At 44.7% G+C, this 16,379-nt stretch carries 12 protein-coding genes; 5 read left to right on the top strand and 7 right to left on the bottom strand.

The window, feature by feature from the left end; all coding sequences use genetic code 11:
* Positions 1–75: 75 nt before the first annotated feature.
* The 3 genes from yiaY to AYJ58_RS17925 all read left to right on the top strand — a co-directional run bounded on the left by yiaY (position 76) and on the right by AYJ58_RS17925 (position 2,932).
* A complete protein-coding gene (gene yiaY, locus AYJ58_RS17915; RefSeq protein ID WP_106651160.1) occupies positions 76–1,224 on the top strand; it encodes an L-threonine dehydrogenase in 1,149 nt (382 codons plus the stop codon).
* A gap of 848 nt (positions 1,225–2,072) precedes the next feature.
* On the top strand, positions 2,073–2,438 hold the full coding sequence (locus AYJ58_RS17920) for a hypothetical protein (RefSeq protein ID WP_028760718.1): 366 nt from the start codon (positions 2,073–2,075) through the stop codon (positions 2,436–2,438).
* Between the two features lie 287 nt (positions 2,439–2,725).
* Complete coding sequence (locus tag AYJ58_RS17925) at positions 2,726–2,932, top strand: hypothetical protein (protein WP_106651161.1); 207 nt, start codon at positions 2,726–2,728, stop codon at positions 2,930–2,932.
* 80 nt (positions 2,933–3,012) lie between these two features.
* Here the strand turns inward: AYJ58_RS17925 and AYJ58_RS17930 are convergent, their stop codons facing one another.
* From AYJ58_RS17930 to aceB, 3 genes are all read right to left on the bottom strand, one after another.
* Positions 3,013–3,381 carry an acyl-CoA thioesterase gene (locus AYJ58_RS17930; RefSeq protein WP_006080843.1) on the bottom strand — a complete coding sequence of 123 codons (369 nt, stop codon included), beginning with the start codon at positions 3,379–3,381 and terminating at the stop codon, positions 3,013–3,015.
* Between the two features lie 548 nt (positions 3,382–3,929).
* Positions 3,930–5,255: an isocitrate lyase gene (aceA, locus tag AYJ58_RS17935; protein ID WP_012588215.1), complete on the bottom strand. Its 1,326-nt coding sequence runs from the start codon at positions 5,253–5,255 to the stop codon at positions 3,930–3,932.
* Between the two features lie 140 nt (positions 5,256–5,395).
* Positions 5,396–7,045, bottom strand: coding sequence for a malate synthase A (gene aceB / locus AYJ58_RS17940; RefSeq protein WP_106651162.1), 1,650 nt, complete (start codon positions 7,043–7,045; stop codon positions 5,396–5,398).
* 860 nt (positions 7,046–7,905) lie between these two features.
* Between aceB and AYJ58_RS17945 the strand changes: the two genes are divergently transcribed.
* Positions 7,906–10,347 carry a TonB-dependent receptor gene (locus tag AYJ58_RS17945; protein ID WP_106651163.1) on the top strand — a complete coding sequence of 814 codons (2,442 nt, stop codon included), beginning with the start codon at positions 7,906–7,908 and terminating at the stop codon, positions 10,345–10,347.
* Between the two features lie 91 nt (positions 10,348–10,438).
* Here the strand turns inward: AYJ58_RS17945 and AYJ58_RS17950 are convergent, their stop codons facing one another.
* The 4 genes from AYJ58_RS17950 to AYJ58_RS17965 form a co-directional block, all read right to left on the bottom strand.
* Positions 10,439–12,208 (bottom strand): monovalent cation:proton antiporter-2 (CPA2) family protein, encoded by a 1,770-nt coding sequence (locus AYJ58_RS17950; RefSeq protein ID WP_106651164.1) that lies wholly within the window; start codon positions 12,206–12,208, stop codon positions 10,439–10,441.
* A 340-nt stretch (positions 12,209–12,548) separates the two neighbouring features.
* Positions 12,549–14,294: a GGDEF domain-containing protein gene (locus tag AYJ58_RS17955; RefSeq protein ID WP_106651165.1), complete on the bottom strand. Its 1,746-nt coding sequence runs from the start codon at positions 14,292–14,294 to the stop codon at positions 12,549–12,551.
* A gap of 48 nt (positions 14,295–14,342) precedes the next feature.
* On the bottom strand, positions 14,343–14,558 hold the full coding sequence (locus AYJ58_RS17960; protein ID WP_063882706.1) for a hypothetical protein: 216 nt from the start codon (positions 14,556–14,558) through the stop codon (positions 14,343–14,345).
* Between the two features lie 58 nt (positions 14,559–14,616).
* A complete protein-coding gene (locus AYJ58_RS17965) occupies positions 14,617–15,408 on the bottom strand; it encodes an SAM-dependent methyltransferase (protein ID WP_106651166.1) in 792 nt (263 codons plus the stop codon).
* 418 nt (positions 15,409–15,826) lie between these two features.
* On the opposite strand from AYJ58_RS17965, the gene AYJ58_RS17970 reads away from it, so the two are divergent.
* Positions 15,827–16,318: an outer membrane protein assembly factor BamE gene (locus AYJ58_RS17970; RefSeq protein WP_106651861.1), complete on the top strand. Its 492-nt coding sequence runs from the start codon at positions 15,827–15,829 to the stop codon at positions 16,316–16,318.
* The last annotated feature ends 61 nt before the right edge of the window (positions 16,319–16,379 follow it).

Below are 16,379 nucleotides of genomic sequence, written 5' to 3' on the forward strand. Positions count from 1 at the left end.
CACTACCTCCAAATTGGTAGCTTGATCACCAGAAAAGAACACAACTTAATCTTTACAAGCAAATAGGTGGATTTTATGGCTGCTAAATTTTTTATTCCTTCTGTCAACGTGTTAGGCCAAGGCGCAGTGGATGACGCTATCGGTGACATCAAAACCTTAGGCTTTAAACACGCACTCATAGTGACAGACAAACCCTTAGTCAAAATTGGCTTAGTCGGTGAAGTGGCCGAAAAACTCGGTCAAAATGGCATTACCTCCACCATCTATGATGGCGTACAACCTAACCCAACCGTGACGAACGTCGAAGCCGGTTTAGCCCTGTTAAAAGCTAACAATTGTGACTTTGTGATTTCACTCGGTGGCGGCTCACCCCATGATTGCGCCAAAGGTATCGCCCTTGTTGCCACCAATGGCGGCAGCATTAAGGATTACGAAGGGTTAGATCAATCCGCAAAACCACAATTGCCATTAGTGGCCATTAATACGACGGCAGGTACTGCCAGTGAAATGACGCGCTTCTGTATCATTACCGACGAAGCCCGCCACATTAAAATGGCGATTGTCGATAAACACACTACGCCTTTGCTGTCGGTCAATGACCCTGAGCTCATGCTGAAAAAACCTGCGAGCCTCACGGCCGCAACCGGTATGGATGCACTCACTCACGCGGTTGAAGCCTATGTGTCTATTGCAGCCAATCCGATCACCGACGCCTGTGCGATCAAGACCATAGAATTGATTCAGGCTAACTTAGTCAACGCGGTTGAAAACGGTCAAGACATCAACGCCCGTGAACAAATGGCCTACGCTCAGTTCTTAGCGGGTATGGCGTTTAACAATGCCAGCTTAGGTTATGTGCATGCGATGGCGCACCAGTTAGGCGGTTTCTACGATCTGCCCCACGGTGTGTGTAACGCCCTGCTGCTGCCCCATGTGCAGGAATACAATGCTCAGGTCGTCCCTGCTCGCTTAAAAGACATTGCTAAGGCTATGGGTGTGGATGTGTCTGCGATGACAGATGAGCAAGGTGCCAGTGCGGCGATAGCGGCAATCAAAAAACTGTCTGTGGCAGTTAAGATCCCAGAAAACCTGACCTTATTAGGCGTGAAAGCGGAAGATATTCCAACACTTGCGGATAACGCGTTAAAAGATGCCTGTGGATTCACCAATCCAAAACAAGCGACCCATGCGGAAATCTGTCAGATCTTCACTAATGCGCTGTAGTTGCGCGCTGTAATCGACATACTTTATCAATCGCAAGTTATCGCACAGCAATCGTGCGCTAACTTGCTGGATAAGGACTGATTGTCCTGCTAGTGCATAAACACGACTTCATCCTCCAATGAATGCGTTTTAGGCTCCAATAGTGCACAGAATATCACTGCACTATTGGGGCCTTTTTTCTACCAGTATCGACAAGGTTGCTATCTTAAAAATTGAGCAACAAAAACCAACATAAAACTCAGTGTCTATGCACCTTTGCACTGACAAAACACTCACAAATTCGCATATTCAAGAAGAAAAGATCTGAACCTCAAATATTCATAGCAAAATGATATAAAAAACGTGATCTCTGTGGGTTACAGACTGTTACAGATCCGATAAGATTGCCCCAGTTCGCTTTTTCCCTGCAAAAGATGAAGCCAGCTGAGAGGCCCGTTCTAACGAATGGGCCTCTGTCCATTCTAGCTTCTGCGTTTTCACTGCAACCACTTTTACTGCCACTTAATCGTATTATGCCCATCAAAGCTTAATTAACCTATTTACTCCGCTGTTTGCTCTTTTTATCACTTACACTCAATAAGACTTACTGACGACCAAGTTGTTGCTTTATTAATCAGTAATTCAGCAAAAGCGAAACTTCACCCAAAACTGAGATCTAGCACAAAGTTATTGGCGTAAAACTCATGCTAAATAGAGACATGACAGATTAAGTAAATGGTTAATTTTCATGCAGTAACTATCCTTCTCCGTCAAAAAACATCAAGGCTAAATAGACTTAATTAATGATTGACCGAATTCAAAAACGATGCCTATGATGGCAACAATATCCTCGAACAGGTAGGTACGCTATGACTGCAATCACCCATGTATATAACTACACAGTTAGATGTCCACATTACAAAGATCCTGAACATCCCGTTACTTGGTTAAATCATATTGAAATGAACCAGTCCTGTGAGATCGCGTTAAATCGCATCACTAAATGGCACGAGCTTTCTGGGGAAAAAACCTTCGAAACAAATAAGTTTGTGGTTCGTAAAGCCGAAAATGAAGATGCCTACTTCTCGATGCAGAGTGACAGACTCAAAAATGACGGCCATGCCCTAGTCACCTTTAAAATCTTTTTAGACGATTGCTGTGACGATGCGGCGCCAGAAGAAATCATGCAGCACCTGATTGAAGACTATCAACAACGCTTAGCCAAACTCGAATAATCTTTGCAGTATTATTTAGCGACCTTAGACGCCAGTGCGCAAAACGCCACTGGCGTTTTTATTTGTCGAATTTGATAACTCAATCCACTACGTCATTTAATACTCTTTGTTTCGCTCACTCGGTTGACACTCACCCTGAAGCATTGCAACGGCGACTCGGCAGATAATGTCGTCATAGCGTGATTCAGCTCAAGATCTGTTATATTGTCCCGAATGTTATTTGGCACTGTAAAATTGGCAGGCCCAGTAAATTGAGTTACGAACTTAAATTGAGGATTAGCATCACAATGAATAAAGCGACGCTCATTATTATTCCTTTATTACTCGCGACATCCGCCTGTGCGGATTTAAAGGACGCAGGCCGTGCCATAGGCACAACCACTAAAGATGTCACCAAAGAGATAGGCCACGCGACTCGAGACACCACCAAAGCCATAGGTCATGCCTCGCGGGATGCGGTTAAATCGGTCAAAGAAGATTTAACCAAAGATTAATCACAGTGACGCCTAGGCGTCACTGTCTGTTTTAAGCGTCTGACCTATTCAAGCATAATGTATTTTTAGCACTAAGGCCGCTAAGCCGCATTCGCCCGAATACCATGGGGCACAGGCAATCCTTGGGCATTCACATGCACAAACACCATCTTATCTATACTCACCACTGGCGCCTGCGTCATCTTATTGCGCACTTGGCAGCTGACAGTAATCGAGCTGTGGCCGAGACTCACCAGCTCCAGACCAAACTCAATCACATCCCCTTGATGCGCTGGCGTCATAAAGTTGATTTCAGAAATCAGCTTAGTCACATGGCTAGTGCTCTTCATCTGGCAAGCTGCAAAAATGGCGGCCTCCTCATCTATCCAACTGAGCAACTGACCGCCAAACAGGGTATTTGCTGGATTTAAATGTTCAGGTTTAACTAAACGGCGACTGTAATATTTCATGGCGGTGACCTCAATGTGAATGCCAGCAATCAGCTTTAATGCGCTATAACTTCCCACTGTATTCAGAGCATTTTTCAGGCCACAATTAATAGCCATTAAATAACAATAATATAGCAATAGGCTGCTGTAAAATAATCCGATTATTGCACCAAGTCGCATCAGAGTTGGATCAGACTTGCACCATATTAATCAGCGCAATCGTGAACCAATAAGCAAAAAAATAGCGACTCATAGAGTCGCCAAGCTAAGGCAAGCAAAAACTTACTGGGTAGGAAGTTAAGTCACAAAATTTGACTTAAAAACCCGCACAGCACATGTAGGCGAACTGCACGGGGGAACAACAGCTGCAACGCAGCTAAACACAGGCTTACGGGTAACACTCTTTCATACTCGACTCGAGATTTAGGCTGCAAGCTCGGTAACTCATCACAGTCCGCCCTTGCCCTCTATTTCGAGTTTTTAACCACGCCTTACCACATACATCAGCATAAGGCGTGCTAAGGAGTGATCCACAATCACAATGGATCATCCTAAGCGCTGCTTACTGCTTAAAACTGCTCTTCTTCGGTAGAACCAGTCAGTGCGGTCACTGATGAATGGCCACCTTGAATAACCGTAGTCACTTGGTCGAAATAACCTGTGCCCACTTCCTGTTGATGCGCGACGAAGGTGTAACCCTTCTTCGCTGCTGCAAACTCAACTTCTTGAACTTTTTCAACATAATGCTTCATGCCTTCGCCACGCGCATAGTCGTAAGCGAGGTCGAACATGTTGTACCACATGTTATGAATGCCGGCTAACGTGATGAACTGGTACTTGTAGCCCATGTCTGACAAGGCTTGTTGGAAGCGCGCGATAGTGGCGTCGTCCAGATTTTTCTTCCAGTTGAATGAAGGCGAGCAGTTATAAGCAAGCAGTTGATCTGGGTATTGGGCATGAATCGCTTCAGCAAAAATACGCGCTTCTTCCAAATCTGGTTTGGCGGTTTCACACCAAATCAAATCCGCATACGGGGCATAGGCCAGACCACGAGAAATCGCTTGGTCAAGACCCGCTTTAACACGGTAGAAACCTTCATTGGTACGCTCGCCAGTCACGAAATCACGGTCGTATGGGTCGCAATCTGAAGTTAACAAATCGGCCGCGTTCGCATCGGTACGGGCGATAACCAGTGTATCGACACCGCTCACATCCGCCGCTAAACGTGCAGCAACCAACTTTTGAACCGCTTCTTGGGTTGGCACTAATACTTTGCCGCCCATGTGACCACATTTTTTCACTGAAGCTAACTGATCTTCAAAGTGAACGCCGGCAGCGCCCGCGTCAATCATCGACTTCATCAGTTCGAAGGCATTTAATACGCCGCCAAAACCCGCTTCTGCGTCAGCAATAATTGGCAGGAAGTAATCAACAAATTTTTCATCTTCTGGATTAACGCCATTGCCCCACTGAATTTGGTCAGCACGACGGAAAGAGTTATTGATACGTGATACCACAGCCGGCACAGAGTTGGCTGGGTATAAAGATTGATCTGGGTACATAGTGCCGGCTAAGTTAGCATCGGCAGCCACTTGCCAACCTGAAAGGTAAATCGCTTCGATACCCGCTTTCGCCTGTTGTACCGCTTGACCGCCCGTTAACGCGCCGAGCGAATTCACGTAGCCTTTTTTAGCGCCGCCGTTAACCAGTTCCCATAACTTAGCCGCACCACGCTTAGCGATAGTATTCTCAGGCACGATTGAACCGCGAAGCGCAACCACTTCTTCTGCGGTGTAAGGACGACGCACGTTTTTCCAACGTGGGTTTTCTGCCCAATCTCGCTTGATTGCATCAATCTGTTCTTGACGTGAAGTCTGAGTCGTTGCCTTAGTCATAGTGTCGCTCCTTTCTCTTTGATGTTGTAGCTAGCGTGAAACTGCCCCCCAGTTTCACTCTGCTAAATGGTTTGGTTGGCGGTAGCCCCGCCACGGCTAAATCTGTTTTACCTAAAACGGGTGAAGCAAATGGGTTCATCCTAGGCTGTCAGCATTTCGTAACCGGGTAAGGTTAAGAAATCGACCAGCTCGTCGGAGGTGGTAATGTCTTCGAGCAACACCGCCGCTTGGGTGAATTTGCCATGGGTGAATCTGTCGCTACCCACTTCTTTTTTCACGTTCGACAGCTCTTCAACCAACATGTCTTTAAAGAGTTGCTTGGTCACGAGTTTACCGTTTGATAGCGACTTACCGTGTTGGATCCATTGCCAAATTGAGGCTCTAGAAATCTCAGCCGTAGCCGCATCTTCCATTAAGCCGTAAATAGGTACGCAACCGTTGCCGCTGATCCACGCCTCTAAATACTGCAGTGCGATACGAATGTTCAGGCGCATCCCCTGTTCGGTGCGCTCACCGTCGCAGGTTTTAAGCAGTTCGCTAGCCAGAATTGGCGCATCGACATCACGGGTAATATGTAATTGATTACAGTGATCTTGGCCTATGTATTCGTTGAAAATCCCCATAGCAGTATCGGCAAGACCTGGGTGCGCCACCCAAGTACCATCGTGGCCGTTACGCGCCTCTAGTTCTTTATCTCGACGAACCCGCTGCAATACCGCTTCGTTCTGAACCGGATCTTTAGCTGGAATAAAGGCTGCCATGCCGCCCATCGCTAACGCACCGCGTTTGTGGCAGGTCTTAATCAAGAGCCTTGAATAAGCGCTTAAGAAAGGCGTATCCATAGTGACGGCTTGGCGATCCGGTAAGACTCGGTCGCTATGACGCTTTAATGTTTTGATGTAGCTGAAGATGTAATCCCAACGACCACAGTTCAGTGCGACGATATTGGAACGTAGTTCATAGAGAATTTCGTCCATTTCGAACACGGCAGGCAAAGTCTCAATCAAGCAAGTACATTTAATCGTGCCCGCTTGCAGACAAAACCTTTCCTCAACAAAAGCAAACACTTTTGCCCACCAGCGCGCTTCAATATGACTTTCTAACTTAGGAATATAAAAGTATGGGCCACTGCCCTTGGCCAAAAGTTGGCGATAGTTGTGGTAGAAATACAGTGCGAAATCAAACAGTGAGCCAGGAATCGCTTTGCCATTAAACTGCACGTGCTTTTCTTTAAGGTGCAGACCACGAACGCGGCAAATAAGCACTGCAGGATTTGGCCCTAATTTATAGTGCTTACCCGTGTCCGGCGCTGTGTACTCAATATCACCACGCACGGCATCGCGTAGGTTGATTTGACCTTCGACAACTTTTTCCCAGCTCGGTGCTAAGGAATCTTCAAAGTCGGCCATAAACACTTTGGCATTGGCGTTGAGCGCGTTAATCACCATCTTACGTTCAACGGGACCTGTGATTTCTACGCGGCGATCGAGTAAGTCATCGGGAATACCGCGAATTTGCCATGCACCATCACGAATAGCGCGGGTTTCAGGCAAAAAGTCAGGTAATGATCCTTTATCGATACGCGCTTGCTTATCTTTACGTTTAGCGAGTAAGGCGGGTACTTCGTCGGCAAACTCACGACAAAGGGATTCGAGTAAGGCGACAGCCCCTTCGGTAAAGATGACTTCTTGGCCTGGAATGTCACGACCCACAATATTAAGGGTGGCATTTGCTGTAGCTTTACCCAGTGTCGAATTCAATTGCTGTTCACTCAAAGTGTGTTCCGTCATCTTGATGCCCTCCCAAGAGGCTCCACTATCACAGGCTTAACGCTGACATATAAAGCAGTAGCATCCCCAATCACTACGGCTTATAAACTCACCAAAAAACCATCAAATGTTTGTTTCGAACTAAAACTTACCGACAAACGTTTGTATTTGCAACAGTCCAAGATTGACAAAAACGAGCATTAGCCTTAGTAAAACTCATACTAAAATTGGTCTGACCAAGCACAAAAATCAAATCTAAACACTTAATTAAAAAAGGATTAAACATTTGGATCACATTTAACAATCCAAGTTGAATGTAATTTGTCAGACAACTTTACCAACCAATACGCAACGTAATTATTTACGTAATTAAATAACTAAAAGTAAACTTATAAATACAGTATTTTTATCCTATTAGACCTAAGTAGAAAATACTCGATGTTTTGAACTAACCTAGAGGGAAGCAAGCTAAATCCATATAAATCATAATGATAATGACTGCGACCATCACCAATAATTTAAACGACCGTTTCATTTTGACGTTTACGTAAACGCAACAATGGCTAAGTACAATACCCGCTTAGCACTAGGTTGCGTTTCCCGATCAACAAGGTGGGATGTAATGGTTAACTCAAAAAATAAATCACTTTTTTATAAAAAAAATGAAACAAATTTGAAATTACAACGGGATGGAGCGTAAACCCGCCCATTTATGACGTTTCTCTCTTGCTAGAGCCCATTATCGGTTTGCTGACAAAGATGCCATTTCGCAGCATTTATTGGCAGCACTGCACATTTTGACAATAACAACTGAAACATTTGTTGCCAACTTAAATGCAAATCATTACTATTCGCGACCTATTTATTTGGGGGAACCATTAATGAAACCATTTCGTTTGTCGCTAACTGCACTCGCCTGCCTTTCTGTTTTATCGCAAACCGCACACGCCGAAGCCAACTCGATATCAGCAAATGCTGAAGCCAACGTTGAGCGCATCACGGTTTATGGCAGACAGAACTCAGTAGTGAAGAATTCAGGGCTGGCAACTAAGTCCGACATGTCTCTTATGGAAACCCCAGCAGCTGTAGTGATTGTTGACCAAGAGCTGATCGAAACCCAAGGCACTGATAATCTGCAGGACTTGATCCGTAACATCAGTGGCGTAACTCAAGCGGGAAATAACTATGGCATTGGTGACAACATAGTCATCCGTGGTTTAGGCGCAAATTACACCTATGACGGTATGTATGGCGGTGCTGGCCTTGGTAATACCTTCAACCCCACGCGCTCTTTAACCAACGTTGAATCCGTTGAAGTATTAAAAGGCCCAGCGACCGGACTCTATGGCATGGGAAGTGCTGGTGGCGTGATTAATCTGATTGAAAAGAAACCACAGTTTGAGTCAAAGCATAAGTTCAGCGCCGAAATGGGCCAATGGGACACCTACTCCCTTGCTCTGGATAGCACGGGCGGCCTGAGTGATGATGTCGCCTACCGTTTAGTGGCCAAATCTGGCCGCAGTGATGGGTATCGCGATATAGGTACAGACAGAGACGAAATCTATGGCGCCTTAAAATGGGTATTAAGTGATAGCCAAGATGTAATGCTTTCAGGCGCTTACATCAAAGATGCTATTGCCGTTGATTCAATTGGTCACCCGATTCGGATTTACAATGCAGAATCTGTCGGCGGTAAGAGCGCGGGCGAGGTCACGTGGCAAGATCTGGTTAATGATCCCAACGGTAATGGTCTACAACTCACCGATGCACAGCGTCAGCAGTTAGCGGCCTCGTTGTCGGGCGCTGACGGCTTAACCCCCTATTCGTTTGGTGATGCAGGGCTTATTTCGCCGATGGCGAAGGACAATGAGGGTGAAGAATTAAGATTTAAACTGACCCATAATATTTACTTCAACGATAATCTGTTTCTTAATCAGCAGTTGCAGTATCGTGACTACACGTCAGGTTTTGCACGCCAAACTGGTGCCTATAACTACGTCTACTGGAAACAAGGCAAAAACCCGATCAACACAGATCCCCGCGCGCCATTAGTTGAAAATGGCGTACTTTATCCTTTTGCCGCAAGACGTCAGGAATACCGTAAAGTCGATGCCGACGAAACGTCTTGGCAGTACTTTGCCGATCTACGTTATGACTTCCAAATCGGCAATATAGATAATGAATTATTGGTCAATGCCAACTATGAAGACCGTAATATTCGCTTCCAGCAATATTCTATCTTCGATGCCGATCAAATCTATAAAAACAAGGATGGAGAAATCACTTATCAAGGTTCCCTGCCTTATATTTACGACATCCGTAATCCTAACTGGGGTACAGGCAAGTTTGAGGACTATGACCCACTCAAGACTGCGAACTATGACAAAAAAGTCAGCGCTTGGGGTTTGGGTGTACAACACGTGGGATATTTAGGACATGGCTTTACCACACGTGTAGGCGTTGCCTTTAACGAGATAAAACAAAGTTATGAACACTTAGGTGTCGATGAACGCTATAGTGCAAGTCAAGCTGCTGCGACGCAGGAAGAGGACACTACGGATAACGGCATCACCTATAATCTAGGTTTAACTTATATGCCAACGGACGATTTATCTTTCTTTGTGAACCACTCAAAGGGGCGCACGGCTTACAGTATATTAGGCTCTGTGACCGGCAAAAATACTGACCGTGAAGATTCAGAATCGGTAAGCAATGATCTGGGTATGCGCTTTAAAGCCTTTGATGATCAAATGCTCGCATCATTGGTGCTCTTTAAAAGCTCACGAACCAATGTGCCTTATACGAATGAAGAATATAAAGTAGGCGTATCAGGACCAGAAGTACCCGTGTACTTTTACGATGGCAGCGAAGATACTCAGGGGGTCGAACTCGATCTCAATGCCCATCTTAATGATCAATGGCGCGTTAACCTCAACGGCATGTACCAAGATGCAAGGGATAAACAAAATCCAAATACTTTAACCTATAATAGCCGACAAAAAGGCGTACCTTATGTCACTGCCAGTGCTTGGGTGACCTATGGCGCCGATTGGTTTAGCTTATCAAGCCCAATCGAATTAAGCCTTGGTGCTAAATTTGTCGATGATCGTAGTACACACTCTAGCTCATTTGGTATTCCAGACGGTTATGTGCCTAGCTATACCGTTGTCGACTCGGCGGTGAGCTTCAACGCGGATTCTTGGAAAATCCAGCTGAACATCAATAACCTTTTCAATAAAGACTATTACAGTAAAGCCATGTTCCTCGGTGGTATGCCGGGTGAAGAACGCAACGTCAAACTGCAATACAGCTATAGCTTTTAACACCTAAACATCAGCGTTAAATTTGATGTTTTAAACCAATAAAAAGAGAGCATTTATGCTCTCTTTTTATATCCAAATCAGAGTGACAACATTAGCTCACATTCTCCCTATCGCCGCGCATAAGGGATTCTAACTCTGCCTTACCCTTGTTCGATAGATTGATTAACGTCGCTAAATCATTCTGATGAGCCGCACTGGCAATCACCAGTTTCTTATCATGCTCAGCAAAGATTTTTACCCGCTCGTTGGCTTGTACCTGAGATAAACCTAGACCTTGAAGGATCTTCTCGCTGGCCGACAGCGCCGAGCCAAAGGTCTCACGAAAGACATCTGTCACCCCAAGGCTCATCAAACGATAAGCATGGTTACGGTCCCTCGCCCGCGCGACTATGTTGATATGGGGAAAATGCGTTTTCACTTGCTGAGCAATTTCAATAGAATCTTCAACACTGTCCACGGCAAGCAATAGTAAACGCGAGCGAGCAATCCCCGCCGACATCAACATGTCTAAGCGTCTGGCATCACCAAAATACACTTCACCACCGTATTTACGAATCACATCCACATGACTCGCATCCTTATCCAAGGCGACAAAAGGGATACCTGATGAGGCCAAAATACGCCCGGTGATCTGGCCTACTCGACCAAATCCAGCAATCACCACTTCAGATTCGGTGACATTAATCGTATCTGGCAAGCGAGTATCCACCACTTTGGCTTTAGTTGCGCGAAACAGGGTAAACAATATCGGCGTCACCGCCATAGACAAACCAATAGCAAGCACAAGGACTTGCGCAATTTTATCGCCGACAATACCAGATAGCTGCGCCTGAGATAACAGCACAAAGGCAAATTCACCGCCTTCTGCAAGGATCAACCCTAGTGCAATACTCGGTCGCCATTTGTGGTGCCGAATACGGCCCAACACCATCAGCACAAAGGTTTTAATCAGCAACATCGCCATTAAAATTCCTAAGATAAGTAACGGATCTGATAGTAATAACTTCAAATCCATACTCATACCGACCGCCATGAAAAACAGCCCAAGCAATAAGCCTTTAAAAGGTTCTATGTCAGTTTCGAGCTGGTGCCGATAACTTGAGTTAGCGAGCATAATACCCGCCAAAAATGCCCCCATGCCCGCAGAAAGTCCCAACCACTCCATTAACTCAGCGCTGCCCATCACCAGCAATAATGCAAAAGCGGTGAGCACTTCACGCACCCCACTGCTTGCCACTAGTTTAAGGAATTTAGGCAGTAAATATTTTCCAACTAACACAAAACCAACGAGCGCAAGACACGTCCAGTACCAAGGCACCGCATGATGTTCAATCTGAGCAGAATTGGGCGCCAAATATGCTGTCAGCAGCAACATAGGGATAACCGCAAGATCTTGCATTAACAAGACCCCAAAAGCATCACGTCCAAGTGGGGTTGTGAGCAACCTATGCTCACTCATTAACTGCACGGCAAAGGCTGTCGATGATAAAGATAGCGCGGCGCCAACCACTAAAGCCGCCTCAATAGACAAGCCAAAGCCCCAAGCCAAACCTCCAATCGCAGCCCATGACAACAACAGCTGACCACTGCCTAAACCAAAGATAGCACTGCGAAGTTCCCATAATTTACTTGGATTCAATTCGAGTCCAAGTACAAACAGCATAAGTACCACACCTAACTCGGCAAAATGCAACACAGCAGCAGGATCAGAAACTAAGGCCATGCCACCAGGGCCTAAAATGATGCCTGCAGCTAGATAGGAAAGGATCGGGCCAGCGCCAAAACGTTTACCTAAAGGAACAAAAATAACCGCCGCCAATAAAAATAGCAGCACCGACGTGAGTAAACTCGACTGTTCCATGAAGGCTCCAACGGAAAAAGGAATGCGCAGTGTTCCATATATATTTGCCCCGCCGCAGCTCGGCAAATTAACAGCTATGATATCCCATTTACTTATTAACAAGGTCAAGGCAATTCATTAAAAATGAGAAATTTTTGATGTGAAATCACTTAAGCACTGTGAAAGAAAACTGCAGCAACAGTGCTGAGTAAACGAAGTTAGGTACTTAGAAACACCTTAGACTGTTGCTGCATGTTACTGAGTGGCTGCAAAATATAAAACGAGCAATAAACTAAGGAAGGATAGAACCACTAAGGGCTTGCCAACTCTGGATAAGACAACATGGCTCACAGGACTGGCATTACACTGATGGCGATGCGATATGACGCCGTAAATCTGTTGCCTGCTTGTCACATTTTAATATGTCAGAATAGCGTACTACTGTGTTGCGACCATTGGCCTTAGCGGCATAGAGCGCCATGTCGGCTCGGTGGAATAATGGATCCAAACTCAGATCATCAGCCATTAAACCACTCACGCCAAAACTCGCCGTAATGACGAACTTATGCCCTGAATGTTGGGTATCAATGGCCTCAATACGGGCTCGACATTGCTCTGCCACTTCCATACCTTTCTCTTCATCGGCATAGGGTAATAAAAGCGCAAACTCCTCACCGCCGATACGAGCAAAAACATCACCATTTCGGATATGAGATTTAAGGGAATCAACCACCTTTTTAAGCGCCCAATCGCCAGTACCATGGCCAAAAGAATCGTTAATGCGCTTAAAGAAATCTAAATCGAATAAAATGACACAAAAATCCCCGCCGCGGGCCGTGGCTTGCACAAAAAGGTTTTCTCCTAACTCTTGCCCTGCCCCGCGATTCAAAATACCTGTCAATGCATCCATTCTCGCCATACGCATAAACTTGCGCTTCTGCATCTGGCCTACCGCTAACAAAATGCCGAGGAAGAACAATCCACCCACTAAAATAGTGATAAACATCAGCATATTAGTGTATTCGCGCTCTTTTACCGTTTGCTGAGCGATATAAAGCTCTCGCTCTTTATTGAGTAGATTGATCTCACGCGCCTGTTCATCGGCATTAAATTTAGCGGCCTGATACGCTAACGTTTTCATTTTCGCTTCATCAAACATCAGCTGATTGTAATACTGCTCTTTTTTCGAATACTCATAGGCTTGTTCAAACTGTTTATTCTCAGCATTTAAGCCAGCTAACACTTTAAAGACATTATGCTTTAACTCGGTATAACTAGTTTCATTAGGTAATGACGTAACGAACTTGGCATGCTCGACCGCATTTGCAAATTGCTCCAGTGAAAAATATGCTTCGGCTAACAAAGAATGGGCACTATTAATTTCTAATTGAAAGTTAAAAGACTCGTACCCCTTTAACGCTTTCAAAAGTAAAGCAACTGCAGAGGTGTATTCTTGCAACCTTAACTTAGACTCCCCCATTCCTTTCAATGCAATAAACGAAATCAATGGAAAGCCATTCGACTCACAAAAATCGTGTGTGTTCTGGAATTCATCAAATGCCTTGTCATATATTTCAAGCTCTAATTGATAAACTGATAAATACAACTTTGCAGTACAAATATCTTTTACATTATCAGCTGCAGCAAGTGATAGTGCCTTAGCCGCGTAGGTCCCCACCTCTTCTTTTATGCCCATTGCAGAGTACAAACTGGCTAAACGTAGATATGCAGCACGTTTGATATCTATATTATCAATTCGATCTATTAATCCTAGACTTTTGCTCATTACAACAAAAGCATCTTTAAAGTTCCTAAGTGCGATGTACGCCGTTGCCTCATAGCTATAGGCAGAAAATAAATAATCGCTATTTTGAACTAAATTTTCTGATTGAATTAAATTATCTAGGGCTTCTTGATATTGACCTGAATAAATAAATGAAGTCCCTTTAAATACTAATAAGCGCCCTTGTTGAAAACGCGTCATATGCTCGAAATCAGCTTCAAGTTCATGGAGCTTAGTAATGGCAATGGATAGATCGGTATGTTGCAGTTGTTCTAGCTCTGCTAACGCCTCATCAAAATTGATAGTTGCAGCCATTAAGGGCATACAAAATATACCCGAACATAACCACAAAAAAGCGCGCAGGAGTTTCAATTACTCACCGTTACCATGGGAAATAACTAAGTAGGACTGATAATCACCATCGCCACTCAAGCTTTTCAGTTTTTCCATATCTCCCGACATGACGGCTGCAATTTCTTCATCAGTTAACCCATGGGCACGCATAACGGCCTCAGGATCCTGTTGATACGCTTCCATCAGCTGTGCATCTTGGCCTAACTGGGTAAAAAAATCCGATAATGCAGACATACCTTTCCTTATTTATATGATGACTCCCGAATTCAGCTCAGAAGTACAGCACTCACCATTAGCCTAAATCTTCAGGTCTAATGCCTAATTTGCTTAAAATAGCATAGTTGTATTCGAGTTTTTTTGCTGGCGGGATCAGTAAGGTACTGATCGGAGATAAGTTTGCCTCAGGCAGCTTACTCAACGGCAAATACTCAATTCTAGGGGCTTGAACTGGCAGATTAGCAGCTTCGTAGATCACCACTTGATGATCTCGCGGATACCATTGATTCAGTTGTTCAACCAAAATCTGCAGCCTGTCACTCGTAGTATGAAACTGAGTTAAGGTATGTTCACCAGCAATCGCAATTTGCCATAACAATAAATGGGTTGTCGGATCGGGCACATGATTAAAAAACATAAACTGGCTAGCTTCAAAGCTTTGATGCCCAGAGCTGCCGGGGTCAATGCCCAGATCAGCCCATAAACACGCCTCGGCCGAAATCCCCGGCTCCATCTTCGCTGAAAACCCTTCTGCCCTAGCCCGCGTAATCGCCATATGGGAAACACAGGCAAAAATTCCTGGATGACCATAAAGCGCACAAACAGTTTTCTTGCCAGCCCTCACAGCCTCCAATATAGCATTAACCATTTGTTCATAGGTTTCTCGGCGATTTTTCACTTCGCCATTTTGAGCATAAAACGACTGTAAATTGATGACATTGGGATTAATGTTCTCGATCCAACACTGGGAAAAACCATCGGGCAGGAGTGAAAACACCACATCGGCATGTTCAATATAACTGCGACTCATCACACAAATTTGTCCAGCCAGCTGCAAGCCCGTGCCTACACAAACTAATGACTCCAAAGCATCTATCCCAATACTTTATTTCAAACACTGCGAACTTAAAGCTAAAAATCACAGCGCAAAAACATAATAAAAACATATCTGCAACTTTAATCTGATTTAAGCAAGATTACTATGTTTATCGCCACACAAACTGTTTATTGACTTACTGACTAATTGCTTGGCTTTAAAGAAAAAATCTGGCCCTCATTTCCTTTTATACAATCCTGTCAGCACGCTTAAGAGGCTAAAAACACCTCCACAGTTGCCACATGACTTCCAGTAATAAATATCCTTAAAGATTGAGAACTAAAGCCAACATCGCGGGTCGAAAAGTCACACAATTCGATCTATGACGGCAGCAAAGCCCGATTGCCCTTGTCATGAGGGGGAATGCTTGGGTATTATGGCCGCCAGATTTTCAGAAGTAGCGCATACAATGATCAATAAAAAGCAAAGTCTTACCCTGCTGAGCGCTGTGGCGCTCTCTGTTTCGCTCAGTGCTTGTAGTGTGTTCGATTGGTTGATTTATAAGCCCGACATTCCACAGGGTAACTACATGGAACCGCAACAAGTCGAAAAGTTGCGCATTGACATGACCAAAGAACAAGCCGAATACATTCTCGGCCGTCCAGTATTACGCGATAGTTTCGCCGACGATACTTGGTACTATGTGTATCACTACAAGAGTGGACGCGATGCCAGCATTACGCATAAAGAACTCATTTTGCACTTTACGGGTGATAAACTGACCGCAGTAAATGGCGATTATGAGCTAAGCAAAGAATTTGATACGCCACTTGAGCAAAGTAGTTTACCTACGGGGAATAAAACTGAGCTAGTGCCACAAATTCCTGCACAGCGTCCCGATGCCAAGCCCTTAGTAAAAGAAAACCAAGCAGAAGTGCAGGTTCAAAAACCAATTAAGTAAAATCCTAAACTTTGCTTATGCTCTTTTCAGTCAAATGAAATACAAAAAGCGCCTTAGGGCG

It is taken from the genome of Shewanella sp. Pdp11, assembly GCF_002838165.1.
Classification (GTDB): domain Bacteria; phylum Pseudomonadota; class Gammaproteobacteria; order Enterobacterales; family Shewanellaceae; genus Shewanella; species Shewanella hafniensis.

Coding starts and splice junctions, on each gene's coding strand:
- aceB (WP_106651162.1), bottom strand. CDS start 7,045: ATGACGGAACACACTTTGAGTGAACAGCAATTGAATTCGACACTGGGT.
- AYJ58_RS17950 (WP_106651164.1), bottom strand. CDS start 12,208: ATGGAACAGTCGAGTTTACTCACGTCGGTGCTGCTATTTTTATTGGCG.
- AYJ58_RS17920 (WP_028760718.1), top strand. CDS start 2,073: ATGACTGCAATCACCCATGTATATAACTACACAGTTAGATGTCCACAT.
- AYJ58_RS17930 (WP_006080843.1), bottom strand. CDS start 3,381: ATGAAATATTACAGTCGCCGTTTAGTTAAACCTGAACATTTAAATCCA.
- AYJ58_RS17945 (WP_106651163.1), top strand. CDS start 7,906: ATGAAACCATTTCGTTTGTCGCTAACTGCACTCGCCTGCCTTTCTGTT.
- AYJ58_RS17960 (WP_063882706.1), bottom strand. CDS start 14,558: ATGTCTGCATTATCGGATTTTTTTACCCAGTTAGGCCAAGATGCACAG.
- AYJ58_RS17970 (WP_106651861.1), top strand. CDS start 15,827: ATGATCAATAAAAAGCAAAGTCTTACCCTGCTGAGCGCTGTGGCGCTC.
- AYJ58_RS17925 (WP_106651161.1), top strand. CDS start 2,726: ATGAATAAAGCGACGCTCATTATTATTCCTTTATTACTCGCGACATCC.
- yiaY (WP_106651160.1), top strand. CDS start 76: ATGGCTGCTAAATTTTTTATTCCTTCTGTCAACGTGTTAGGCCAAGGC.
- aceA (WP_012588215.1), bottom strand. CDS start 5,255: ATGACTAAGGCAACGACTCAGACTTCACGTCAAGAACAGATTGATGCA.
- AYJ58_RS17955 (WP_106651165.1), bottom strand. CDS start 14,294: ATGCCCTTAATGGCTGCAACTATCAATTTTGATGAGGCGTTAGCAGAG.